The sequence below is a fragment of the Pseudoalteromonas sp. SG41-1 genome (assembly GCF_014164575.1).
Lineage (GTDB): Bacteria > Pseudomonadota > Gammaproteobacteria > Enterobacterales > Alteromonadaceae > Pseudoalteromonas > Pseudoalteromonas rhizosphaerae.
The window spans coordinates 1-12,698 of sequence record NZ_JACJFL010000028.1 but is presented as its reverse complement, the minus strand read 5'-3'; the positions used below and the strand labels follow the sequence as shown (position 1 = coordinate 12,698).

The window sequence follows — 12,698 nt, the reverse complement described above, 5'->3', positions numbered from 1 at the left end:
ATTACTTTTTAAAAGTTAAATGTCCGCCTAAGCGATACTTACTACCCGGTGATACTAAACGGGCAAAACTAACAATCCCAGATGATGACCAAGTACGCCTAATCACCTGTAAGCATGGCTCTTCATGGTATAAATTAAGCCATTGGCACATTTCGCTGTTAGGCATTATTGCTTCTACCGTATGGCGCGCTTCCGTTAATGGTGCGACGCTCGATAAATATTCGTGCGGAGTTAACGCAGTAAAATCTTGTTGAAAGTAGCTTGTTGCTAGTGCAGGGTTAACAAAGCGCTCCTCAACTTGCAGTGGCTGTTCGTTTTCGTTATGCACTAATACACTGCGATACACCACGCTATCTACTTCAACACCCAGTGCAATCGCAATTGGCGCAACGGCGCTGATAGATTCAAGCACTAATACTGTACAGCTATAATTGCCGTTACGGGCCTTGACTTCATCTGCTATATTTTTGATTTCAAGCAATGATGATTGCGATTTAAAACTGGCAACGAACGTGCCTAAACCTTGACTACGAGTCAGTATACCCGCTTCGGTGAGCTCGCTTAATGCTCGGCGCGCAGTCATTCGACTAACACTAAATTGTTCTGCTAATTCATTTTCAGAAGCCACACGTTGGTTTTCAAGCCATGCGCCGCTGCGGATATTATCAACAATAAATTGCTTTATTTGTGCGAACTTAGGTGTCGTCATTTGAATTATTATGGTCTTTTAAATTTGTTATTAACTATAAGATGGCATATTTACCTTGTATATACAAGATGACTTGTTAGACTGATAAAAAATAATTTTCGGAGTTAATATGACAACAATCACTGCAAATGATCCGGCTAATGACTGGGATTTATTGATCACAGATGCCAATATCGCAACTATGGATTGCAGTATTGCAGCCCCTTATGGCGCCATCGAAAATGCAGCATTGGCTATCCGCAAAGGTGTCATTGTGTGGTTGGGTAAACAAGCCGATTTACCTAAATTCGACGTATTAGCAACGCCGATGCTTTCAGCAAAAGGGCAGTGGCTAACACCTGGTTTAATTGATTGTCATACCCACTTAGTGTTTGCCGGCTCAAGAGCTGAAGAGTTTGAACAGCGTTTACAAGGTGTTAGTTACGAGCAAATAGCAGCGCAAGGTGGGGGGATCGCTAGTACGGTAGCAGCAACACGAGCTGCGGATCATGAGGCTTTATTTGTGCTCGCGAAGGATCGTCTCAATGCCCTCTATGCCGAGGGAGTGAGTACCGTTGAGATCAAATCTGGTTACGGACTTGATTGCGAAAATGAAGTTAAAATCCTCGAAGTGGCACGTTTGTTAGGTGAAAATCACCCGATTGATGTAAAAACGACATTTTTGGGGGCGCATGCCCTACCTTTGGAATATAAAGGTCGCAGTGATGAGTATATCGATCTGGTTTGTAATGAGATGCTTGAGCAAGTGGTTACTGCAAATTTAGCCGATGCTGTCGATGTGTTTTGCGAAAATGTTGGTTTTAGTAATGAGCAAACTCGCCGAGTTTTTAATGCCGCAAAAAAACATAATTTGCCAGTGAAATGTCATGCTGAACAGCTTTCAAATCAGCAAGGAGCACAATTAGTCGCTGAATTTAATGGGTTATCTGCTGATCATATTGAACATTTAGATGAAGCTGGAGTAAAGGCCATGGCTGCAGCAGGCACTGTGGCGGTATTATTACCCGGGGCATTTTATTTTTTACGCGAAACCAAACAGCCGCCAATTGAGCTATTAAAGCAGTATCAAGTACCAATAGCGATTTCGACAGACTTTAATCCAGGTACATCACCCTTGTGTTCTTTGCAATTAATGATGAATATGGGGTGTACTTTATTTCGCTTAACTCCTGAAGAAACTCTCGCCGGAGTTACGCGTAATGCCGCAAAAGCTTTGGGTTTAACTGATCGCGGAGTGTTAAAAGTCGGCATGCGTGCCGATATAGCTCATTGGCAAATATCCCACCCAGCACAATTAAGTTATCAATTTGGCGTGAATAAACTGTTAAATCTGTGGATTTTGGGTAGACTAAATTAGTCTGTTGTAATGTTGTACTCAAAAAATGATTTTAATTGCGCTATTAACAAATACGGGACTTGAATATTCTGCAGGGAGCGCTTTTTTAAACAATATATTGACGCCTACTTTTTTAGCCGGCGCTATTTTTATGGCGATGATCTGTGCCTTGTGCGTGGTTAAAAAGCCATTACTGCGCTTTAGCTATCTCAGCAATGGGGTACTTGGGTTGGCAGTATTAAGCGGCGGCTTTAACTTTTTGGAGTTACTATTTGCACTGAGTATTGGTTTGCATTTATGGCTGGCATTTTCGCAAAATAAGTGGACTATGCTCACTTTGAGCTGTTGCTCAGCACTCGTATTTACGGTGTGCTTAGCGGCTCATTTACTACTTGAGTTACCTCTTTATTTAATTGTACTGGCGAGCATTGTACTGGCGATGTCTGGCTATTTTGATGATGAAGAACTTGTTGCTGAGGCTGATGACGCAGCGCATATAAATCACTTTATGGAGCCTGCGCCGTTATTAAATCTTCCCGATATTAAGCAGTTACGCCAAGGCTATTACGACTGGCGTAAAAACAATCAACAACGAGCTGCGTTGGTGGTTATCCGGTTGGAGGGGTTTGCTCAGGTTAATCAGCATATTGGCCGAGACTTTGGGGATTTACTATTAGCGCAGTCTGCAAACCGTATTAAGCAGCTACTGCTTATTGAAGAAGTGATTAATTTAGCTGGGGAACAAAAATTAGCTCACCTTGGTGGCCTAAATTTTGCGTTTATATGTAATTTAGCGCAGCAAAAACATCTACATGAGCAATTAATCAATCAAATACTAGGGGCCACCTTGAAGCCGTTTAATGTGGCTAATTGCACTATTAAAGTCAATGCACGGGCCAGTTTCGTTGATTGCGATGAACAAGAAAATAGCTTTGATAATTTAATTTCGTTTGCTTACCTCGCTTTAGATAGCCACCCAAAACAACAAGTGGTGGTGTACCATCAACAAATGAGAATAGAGCAATTAGAACAGCAAGCGCGTTTGAAAGAATTAGCAAATATCGATTTTTCTAGCGAACTTGAATTGTATTTCCAACCCATCATTTGCAATCACGATGAAAAAATTGAATTTTTAGAGTTGTTACTGCGTTGGCAACATCCCAGACAAGGGATTTTATCGGCTAATCGATTTATTGATGATATACGTGTTGCAGGGCTTGCTTATCCATTAGCCACATTTGTTATTGAACGCGCCGCAGAGCTTGCAATGGCACTGCGCATGGAAGGCATAACGATGCCTTTGAGTATCAATTTATTTGGCTCTGAAATGCTAAATGAAGAATTTATCGAATTCCTTGATCACATTTTTATCGAACATCAACTACAAGCTGGCGATTTAATTGTCGAGTGTCCACTTAATCTGTTTATGAGTTTAGATGAGCAAGGTAAAGCAATGGTCGCACGCATCAATAGCATTGGTATTAAAGTCTGTGTGGATGGCCTTGGTGATAGCCCTATTTGGCTTGCTAAGTTACCAAATTTAGCCGTTGCATATGTAAAAATAGCGCCTTCATTAACAGCTGATTTCAGTCATCAAAGCCATGTTCGTAGTTTGATCAGCGGTATGGTTGATATGCATAACCAACAAAATGCGAAGGTAATTTGCGAAGGGGTAGAAACACTGGAGCAGCTTAATTTTGTAAAAAGTTTAAACGCCTATGCTGCGCAGGGTTATTACTATAGTCATCCACTGAGCAGTGTTGGCATGATCTCTTGGTTAAAACAATGGCAAATAGAGCATCCGTAATCGTTTTTTAGTTTGCTTTGGCTTGTAAATAAGCATTCACGAGAGCTGTGATTATTTGCCCTGCATCGCTCATTCCAGCCTGTATACCACTAGGATGTTGGTTGGGGGCTGCTTCACATAAATGCAAGTATTGGCTGTTTACTTGACTGGCAGCTAAATGCACAAAGTGTTCGGCATCGCTAACACTAAAACCACAATTGGTATACGCACTGACGGGCATTAATGAAATGCTATCAAGATCCACTTCAACCCCAAGTGGTGCATCAATTAGATTATATAGTGCCTGCTGGCATGCTTCAGTTAAGGTTTTTTCGCGCCTAACTTGCAGCGCTTGGTAGCTATCATAACTAAATTGGGCAGCAGCTAAAGCATCAATAATTGCTTGATTGTTTTTCAGCTCGTGCATGCCAATAACATGATAATTATTTAAGTGTTGCTCGTTATATGCATAGCGAAAACCATTACCACTATGGCGGCCTTCACAGTCACGGAAATCGGCATGAGGGTCAAAGTTGATCGCGTTTATTGGGCGCTGTTTATGCTTGCTTAATGCGCGAATAATACCAAGGCAGTTATTATGGCCACCGCCAATAACGATTGGCTCTAACCCTGCAGCAAAAATTAAGCTCAGTACTTGCTCAACACGTTGATCAAGCTGGGCGCATAACTGGCGTAATTGTGTTAGTTGCTGAGGATTCTGGTTTGATAAATCGCGCGCCGCAAGAGTCAAATCGCTGATCGCGACTTCGCCTAATAACAAAACTTTTTCGTTCGCTAAAAATTGGTTATCAGGTTGATTTAAAAAGCGTTTAAGAAATGCTTGCCAGCCATCTTCGGCACCACCATTGCCTAAGTTGGCGCGTGGCCCGATATCTTCGCAAATACCTAGTAATACATACTTAATACCAAATTGCGCGGCATCGTGCATGGCTTGTAAAGGATCAACACCAGTGTCAAGTAGGGCTATTGACTGCCATGCTTTTCTTTCATTAGCGCGACTGCTACACCAAGGCTTTACAGTCGCTTCATCATAGATATGTAGGTGGTTTGACACTCGTTATTCTTCTACGATTTCCAGTTCAAGTTCTTCACCAGATAATACAATACCGGTGCTATCTGCATAGATAAAGTCGTCATCAAAGAATGAGACACCAGCGAAGTTAACGCCAATGCCGTCTTCACCAGCACCAGTACTGTCTGCTGCAACAGGGATTGAAGCAATTGCTTGAATGCCTAAATCAAGCTCTTCAAGTTCATCAACATGACGTACTGCACCGTATACCACAATGCCTTGCCAGTTATTTTCTACAGCTAGTTCAGCAAGCTCGATATCGATTAATGCGCGACGAGTTGAACCACCCCCATCAATTAATAATACACATTCTTCGCCGTCTTGAGAGAGTATGTCGCGGATCAGTTCATTATTTTCAAAACATTTGACGGTTTTAATACGGCCACTAAAATTGTGACGACCACCAAAGTTAATAAACATAGGTTCGAGCACATCGACCACATCGGCAAAGTGATCGCATAAATCTGAAGTGCTGTAATCCATTTTTCTATCCTTTCTAAAGATACGTGAGCTGATGTTCAGTATACCTTTCTTAAATGCAATAACAACGACTTAATAACAGTAAATTGCGCTCTTTTTAAACAATTATTGCGCTAAAACAGGAAAAGCAATATTAGTGTCTTAAAAGCGTCACTCAATTGTTATTTTCACCGCCTAAGCTGAAATTGTGTACAGAGTTTGCACAATTAAAGGAGCAAGTAATGAGTGAGAACAACATGCTAAAAAAAGTTGTCCAACTGGACCAAAGTTTGTTTTTGATGCTATTTAATGGCAATGCCCCAAAATGGTTAAAAAATTCAGCTTTAGGTTTCTCAAAAACAGGCAATGGAGGGCTTTATGTATTAATCGCTGTTGGTTTTGGCTGGCTTAGCAGTGAAGCTGAATTACGGCTTATGGCGATGACTCTATTGCTGGGCTTTTTAATTGAGCGACCCATTTATTACGTGGCTAAAAATAGTTTTGCCAGAATTCGGCCATGTGATTGTTTAGTAAAAGGCGCTTACATTACGCCCAGTGATAAATTTAGTTTACCGTCAGGGCACAGTGCTGGCGCATTTTTAGTGGCCGTTATCTTAGCGCAGTATTTCCCGCAATTCGCAGAGTTATGTTTTTTGTGGGCAACTGGTGTCGCAGCATCGCGGGTGTTACTTGGGGTACATTTTCCTGTTGATGTAGTGCTTGGTGCATTGATGGGGGGAAGCTGTGGTTTATTGGCAATCTTGATAGTGGCTACCTTATGAAAATACTTTATGGCATTCAAGGAACTGGTAATGGTCATATAACCCGAGCACGGGTGATGGCGAATGCGTTTAAGCAAATGGGGATTGCTGTAGATTATGTGTTTTCAGGGCGAGCCCAGCAGAATTACTTTGATATGGACGAGTTTACTAATTATCGCAGCTTTCGGGGGTTATCTTTTACTACTCAAAATGGTCAAGTCAATAGTTACCAAACAGTGAAAAATAGCCGTATATGTAGATTACTAAAAGACATTAAACAGTTAGATGTATCGGGTTATGATTTTGTGTTTAATGACTTTGAACCGATCAGCGCATGGGCAGCAAAACGCCAAGCAGTGCCAGTCATAGGCATGAGTCATCAAGCTGCATTTTTATCACCCAAAGTACCAATGTTTGGGCATAGTTTGCTGCGCCGCTCATTCATAAAATATTATGCTCCTGCTGATACCTACTTAGGCGTGCATTGGCAACCATTTGCGCAAAATATCATTCCTCCTTTTATTGCTCATCATCAGCATGATAATCCAGTCAATGTTGACAATAAAGTATTGGTATATTTACCTTTTGAAGAACTGCGAAGTGTGATTGATTACTTACAAGAGTTTCCTGAAAAAGAATTCTATTGTTACCACCCGCAAGCACAAAATAGTTCAACCGCGAATATTCATCTACGAGCCCCTTCACGTGGTGGCTTTTTAAATGATTTAGCTAATGCCAGTGGTGTGATCGCAAATGCGGGTTTTGAGCTCTCTAGCGAAGCACTAAAATTAGGTAAAAAACTGTTATTGAAACCATTGTCAGGGCAGTTTGAACAAGACGCCAATGCACAAACATTATTAGCAATGAAAGCCGCGCACGTAATGAATTACTTAAACCCCAATGCGTTGGATGATTGGCTCAATAGTACCTCACAAAAACAGATTAATTTTCCAAGTGATCCACAGCCATTAGTTGAGTGGTTAGCTGCAAGACAGTGGCATAACACACAGGAATTACATCAAAATTTGTGGTCTTCGGTAGGCTAAATTTAAAATCAACTGATTTTTTAAAACACTGTAGTAAAAAACAATAATAATGTAAGCCAATTGTTAGTTATTTAACTATACTATCTTGCAGTGATTTATTTTATAGGCTGTTGTTAATGAGTTTACTCCAAAATTTGACTATTAAACGTCGTTTACAAGTCAATGCATTAGTTGTTGGTCTCGCTATGGTCGTTATGTTGTGCGTCATTATTTATGAGGCACGCATTATGCTAAAACTAAATGAAACGATTCAGTATGCAGAAAAACTCGATATACATGAACTGTCAATGCGCAAGTACGAAAAAGACTTTTTGTTTTATAAACAAGAAAGCAGCTTAGAGTTATTCGATCAAGAATATGAACAGTTGCAGATTAAAATTAAAAAATTGGCTCAATTATCAGCCGAGCTTGATATTGCCACTGTGCAAGTAGAGCAATTTGCAGTACTTGCTAAGCAGTATAATGATGATTTTCAAAAGGTTGTGCAATTACAGAAGAAAATAGGCTTACACCCCAAAGATGCGCTTTATGGCGAACTGCGAGACGCAGTACATAAAATGGAAACGTTGTTAGACAAACAAGATAACTATCATTTACTCACTTTGATGTTACAGCTTAGACGCTCTGAAAAAGATTTTATGCTGCGTTTTGACCTAAAATATTTAACTCGTTTTGAAGACGGTGTATCGGAGCTTGAGCGCCAAATTCGCAACGAAAACTTAGCTTCAAGTGACCAGTCAGAGCTGTTACGTTTACTTGCTATTTATAAAAGTAAGTTTAAATCGTTAGTTGATGAGCAAGTTGCATTAGGTCTGGATTTAGGTTCAGGTGCACTTGGTAAAATGAGAGACAGCGTTAAACAAAGTGATGATTTAGTTACTTTAATTACAACTGCAACTAAGCAGCAAGTTGAGTCTACTGCTGCAAAAACGCAAATGCTCGCAATAATAATTTTTATTGTTGCCAGCTTGCTGGTGATGATCTTGGTGTACTTTACAAGTCGTTCGATTATCGTCCCAATTGAACGGGTGTATCACACCATCAATGAAATTCGTCGAAATAATAATTTAAGACTTGTTATAGAACACAGTGGTAAAGATGAAGTAACCACCATGACAATTGATTTTAATAGTCTTATAAGTGACTTCAAAAAACTCATTTACGAAGTAAATACAGCTTTAACGACTTTAAATATTGCTACCGATCACTTATCGGAGAGCACCGCAGCAACGAGCTCGGGTATGCAAGAGCAGTTGCATGAAGCTGATATGGTTGCAACCGCCGCGACGGAAATGCAAGCCACCATTCAAGACATTTCTCATAATACCGAGGCCGCAGCCAAAAAAGCAGAATCAACTAATCAAAGTGCTCAACAGGGGCGCAAAGAAGTTGAAGCAACGGTTAAGCAGATCAATCAATTATCCGATTCACTGGGTAATGCCTCTACCGTAGTATCACAGCTTGAAAAAGACGGTGAAACTATTGGCTCAGTATTGGATGTTATTCGTGGTATCGCTGAACAAACTAATTTACTAGCACTCAATGCCGCAATCGAAGCTGCGCGCGCCGGAGAGCAAGGCCGAGGCTTTGCTGTTGTTGCTGATGAAGTGCGTTCACTTGCACAGCGTACTCAAGAGTCAACCAAAGAGATTGAGAGTATTATCTCGATTTTACAAGGGCGTACTCAAGAAGTCGTAAGCATAATGCAACGATGCCGAACACAAGGCGGCGAAAGCGCAGCACAAGCAACAAAGGCGGGTGAACTACTGAACTCTATTACCGAAGATGTGCAAACTATTATGGAAATGAGCACGCATATTGCCACCGCAATTGACGAGCAAAGCCAAGTTGCTTCTGAGGTGAATAAAAACGTCGTGCGTATTCGTGATATCGCCGAAGATGCCTCAGCTCATTCATCAAGAAATGCACAAACTAGCGAAGAAGTATCAGAGCAAGCTAGGGTACTTTACGCCGCGATAGATAAGTTTAAGGTTTAATATTAGGTGCTAGGTTCTAGGGTTTAGGCTCTAGGAGTTAGCTGAGCTTTAAGCGCTAAGCCATAAGTTTTAAGCAGCCCTGAGTTGTTTGAAAGTTATGGCTTTTTTGTTTTCACACTTTTTTATTTTTAGGTTAAAGGTTACTCTCAGTTTTATTTCTCGACGATAAACCAGTTAATTGGAGCCTCTTTGCTAAAGTGTAATCAGTGTGCGGCTAAAAAAGATTTCAAAATACATTTTTGGATGTCAAAAATAGACATGGTTGGGTTTATCTTTCTCAGCCTTTGTTTATCTATACCCATTGGGATTGTGGCTTTCTTAGCTGAGGAGTCGCAAAGTTTTGCTCGCTTTATTGCTTTTGCCGTTCTAATTTTTGCCGCAATTAAAAAACACAAAAAAGTGGTTGCACTTTTAATCGTTGAGCTTGTTATTGACTGGGCTCTTGATAAGGCTGGAATGTATGAGTTTAACTTAATGGTTGCAACAGCATTTATCCTCACATTCATAAAAATTGGCAGTAAGGTTTATGGATTCTTTTTTCAATGTGTGAATTATAAGTTTGATTTAGACATCTTTTGTCCAAAGTGTAATAAAACATATAAAAAAGTTAGGCTACCAGAGAGCAAGTAATAGCTAACTTAAAGTAAATAGGCAAGGGCGATATCAATCTTTTTACTCTAAAGTGCAGTGCTTTAAATAATAGAAAAGTTATGATTATTTGTAGTGGCTCATATCTTATCTTACAGTTTCGATAAATAGACTTGGACTTCATCTAACTGGCATTTATGAGCAAAAGCGGACGCCGGTAAAAGTTAAACTTAGTCCTGTTTTTTGAGTAGGATCCTAATTTTGTCTGATAACATTATTAACCGCCGTTTTGATGCAAAATAACAAGCTTTGAATTTTAGCTATTTTAATTACTTGTTTACAAAGGTAATTATTGGTGGAATTATAAGAGTATATAATATAAACCGTTTTGGTGTGTTATAAGCACGGATGGATATGAGAGCACTTTATTTACTTTTATTTTTAGTTTCTATCAATGTAAGTGCTGATGCTTACTTTCCCAGCTGCTTTGAGTCCTCTACTTTTGAGAGGAATGGTAAAAAGCTATTTATTACACCAGATGATTTGTTAAACCGTCCTAATTGGGGCTTAGGTGATGGCGAACCACCAATATCAATTGGTAGTGCAACAGAAAAAGTTATGTCATTTATTCGTGATAAATACAGTGTTGAAGAAGTGATTTTTGCATTTGTTCACCTAAAGAGCCAAGTTTGTTCAATAGACCAAGAAATGCAAATAGTTTGGTTTTACGTTTTCGCTGCTGACTCACCAATTAGTCTTGTTGGTATCTCAATGACTGGACGATTGATTGAGGCCGTAGAATGACATTTTGGAAATATGCTTCTAACAAACCAAGTCATCGGAAAATCACTCACTGGCTGCGCTAAAACGTTCGTGTGTTTTCCGCTGCTTGTGGCATTATATTTCATGAGAATTTTGCTTTCATCTATGCTATCAAAGGGGTTATATATGGATCTTGAAAAACAAATCAAAGTATTTAAAGATTTAGGCTACGAATTCGCAGAAGGTGTAACTAAAGAGCTAATTCTTCGTGATGTATATGAAATGACATGGGAAGAAGAAACGGAAAAACATATTGAAGAGAACCCTTTTTCAATTCTATATTATTTCTATGGATGGAGAGATTCTGCTGTAAAAGGACGCAATTATACAGATGATTGTATTTGGTTCGATTTAGAGTTCTTTGATTCTAGATCTGAATATAAATGGTTTATGGAAAGAATGGGAGTTATTACCCATGGTGATATGATTTTTTCAGATATAACAATAGATACAGATTCAGATGATTGGGAATGGATTGATTTTAAAGTTAACGGTATACCTAAGCGATGGAAATTGGAGAAAACGGGCATAATACCAGATCATTTTGTAGAACGTTTTTCATCTTTAAATAAAGAATTAGGTTTTTCGCGACAGTTTACCTATTACGATAATGGCGGGCAACAATGGGTCATTGATTATGCTAACAAATCAGAACAAAAAGAATTTAATGAAAAAACAGGTTTAAATAGAGAGTGGCTAGGTGAAGGAAATCATTTTAAAGCTCTTCCAGAAAGCCATGATGAAGTACCATCTAAAACTCTACAGCAAAAATTTGTGAGTATATATTCAAAGTTAGCTAGTAGATTTCAAAGTCAATAACAAAAGAAATATAACACATATGAGCCTTAACTCTGTCAATAGGCACTAGTGTTCTTTTTGACCGTCAATTCTAAATCAATAAATAAATTTGTTTACTTCGTCAGTAGCTTAAGGCAGACACATATAAGCGCAACGTAATAGCCTTCACGTTATTAGCGCAGCATTTGCTTATTTTCCTCTTAAGCGCAGCGCCTCTTAACCGCTTTGTAAATAATTCACTAAATTTTTTGCACAAAGAGAAGGGAATGAGCAGTAAATGAGGGAAACTTAGCGCTTAGTATTGGCATGCTTAAATAACTGATAATCTAACATGAATATTACTAAGCGATTGAATCAAAATAGCAACTCCGCTATGGTTAAACCATCAATAACAATAAAAACGAGTTATTCTACAGGCTCGTGAGCTGTACTAGGTAAATTTTGAGTCCTTATTTTGAAATTAATGTAGATCCCAGCGTGGATTACTTTTTGTGGGTGTTCCCCGCTTTATTGTTGTTTACTATTTTGATCAGGTTTTCGGCTGTTTCTAACCTTGCAACGAGTTTAGTAAATATTTCTCGCAATTGGCTTTTAACAATTACCGGGTTCATTTTTTTCATAGGGTTGTTTGTAACATCCTCAGAGTTGAAACAAGACAGCGAGATTAAAAAACAGATCGATGCGGGAGATTTTTCAGTTGTATCAGGCTGCATTCAAAACTATAGGTTAGATAAAGCTAAGAGGCAAACAGCCACATTCGAAGTTGAGGGGGTTGAGTTTTCATTTAATAGTTACACAAAAACCCCTTTTTTCTATGAAAAAGAGTTACCTGGTAAAGTTGTAAAAAATGGTAGTTGCTTAGAAGTTAGCTACTTATCAATAACCAAAGAAAACAAAATCATAAAAATCGTAAAGCTAACAAAGTAATTAAAAAAGGACAGATAACAGTTGGTTTTTGCTCCGTCTCACTTATTTTAACCAACTGATGCTTGTCTGTTTTTAGGCGTTAACCACTTGATATAAAAGTACAAACTCTGCTATCAAATTTTCTTGAGACTTATTAATCTGACAGAACAAGTTAAAGCTTATTCAGACCATTTTAGGACTCAAAAAACCTAGAACCTAGTTACCTAGCGAGTTCTCGTTACGCTTCGCTGTAATCAACCAGAATCACCAGTTACCTAGCGCTTTCTCGTTACGCTTCGCTACACTCAACCACAACCACATAGTTAACTTTAACGCCGAGCTGCGCTAACTTTCACCTTGAACCTTTTAACTCGCTAACTATACTCTCGCAAACTCG

At 39.2% G+C, this 12,698-nt stretch carries 12 protein-coding genes; 9 read left to right on the top strand and 3 right to left on the bottom strand.

Annotation, left to right across the window (positions count from 1 at the left end; all coding sequences use genetic code 11):
- Position 1: 1 nt before the first annotated feature.
- The gene (gene hutC / locus H5203_RS14725; protein WP_182819913.1) at positions 2–709 is read right to left on the bottom strand and encodes a histidine utilization repressor; all 708 of its coding nucleotides are present in this window, start codon (positions 707–709) and stop codon (positions 2–4) included.
- Positions 710–818: 109 nt separating this feature from the next.
- Here hutC and hutI point away from each other — a divergent pair, with 109 nt between their 5' ends.
- Positions 819–2,066 carry an imidazolonepropionase gene (gene hutI, locus H5203_RS14720; protein WP_182731683.1) on the top strand — a complete coding sequence of 416 codons (1,248 nt, stop codon included), beginning with the start codon at positions 819–821 and terminating at the stop codon, positions 2,064–2,066.
- A 130-nt stretch (positions 2,067–2,196) separates the two neighbouring features.
- Positions 2,197–3,852 carry a GGDEF domain-containing phosphodiesterase gene (locus H5203_RS14715; protein ID WP_182731700.1) on the top strand — a complete coding sequence of 552 codons (1,656 nt, stop codon included), beginning with the start codon at positions 2,197–2,199 and terminating at the stop codon, positions 3,850–3,852.
- Between the two features lie 7 nt (positions 3,853–3,859).
- On the opposite strand, the gene H5203_RS14710 is transcribed toward H5203_RS14715, so the two are convergent.
- Positions 3,860–4,906, bottom strand: coding sequence for a formimidoylglutamase (locus H5203_RS14710; protein ID WP_182731684.1), 1,047 nt, complete (start codon positions 4,904–4,906; stop codon positions 3,860–3,862).
- Positions 4,907–4,909: 3 nt separating this feature from the next.
- A complete protein-coding gene (rraA, locus tag H5203_RS14705) occupies positions 4,910–5,407 on the bottom strand; it encodes a ribonuclease E activity regulator RraA (protein WP_145238473.1) in 498 nt (165 codons plus the stop codon).
- 218 nt (positions 5,408–5,625) lie between these two features.
- Between rraA and H5203_RS14700 the strand changes: the two genes are divergently transcribed.
- The 7 genes from H5203_RS14700 (at position 5,626) to H5203_RS14670 (ending at position 12,322) form a co-directional block, all read left to right on the top strand.
- Positions 5,626–6,165: a phosphatase PAP2 family protein gene (locus tag H5203_RS14700; protein ID WP_145238476.1), complete on the top strand. Its 540-nt coding sequence runs from the start codon at positions 5,626–5,628 to the stop codon at positions 6,163–6,165.
- A complete protein-coding gene (locus H5203_RS14695; RefSeq protein ID WP_145238479.1) occupies positions 6,162–7,190 on the top strand; it encodes an MJ1255/VC2487 family glycosyltransferase in 1,029 nt (342 codons plus the stop codon). The genes H5203_RS14700 and H5203_RS14695 overlap by 4 nt, the downstream gene beginning before the upstream one ends.
- Before the next feature lie 116 nt (positions 7,191–7,306).
- Positions 7,307–9,187: a methyl-accepting chemotaxis protein gene (locus H5203_RS14690; RefSeq protein WP_145238482.1), complete on the top strand. Its 1,881-nt coding sequence runs from the start codon at positions 7,307–7,309 to the stop codon at positions 9,185–9,187.
- 189 nt (positions 9,188–9,376) lie between these two features.
- A complete protein-coding gene (locus H5203_RS14685) occupies positions 9,377–9,817 on the top strand; it encodes a hypothetical protein (RefSeq protein ID WP_182735065.1) in 441 nt (146 codons plus the stop codon).
- A gap of 372 nt (positions 9,818–10,189) precedes the next feature.
- Entirely contained in the window at positions 10,190–10,579 is a 390-nt protein-coding gene (locus tag H5203_RS14680; RefSeq protein WP_182819912.1) for a hypothetical protein, read from the top strand.
- A gap of 144 nt (positions 10,580–10,723) precedes the next feature.
- Positions 10,724–11,416, top strand: coding sequence for a hypothetical protein (locus H5203_RS14675; protein WP_182735067.1), 693 nt, complete (start codon positions 10,724–10,726; stop codon positions 11,414–11,416).
- A gap of 420 nt (positions 11,417–11,836) precedes the next feature.
- Positions 11,837–12,322 (top strand): hypothetical protein, encoded by a 486-nt coding sequence (locus H5203_RS14670; RefSeq protein WP_182819911.1) that lies wholly within the window; start codon positions 11,837–11,839, stop codon positions 12,320–12,322.
- Positions 12,323–12,698 lie beyond the last annotated feature (376 nt).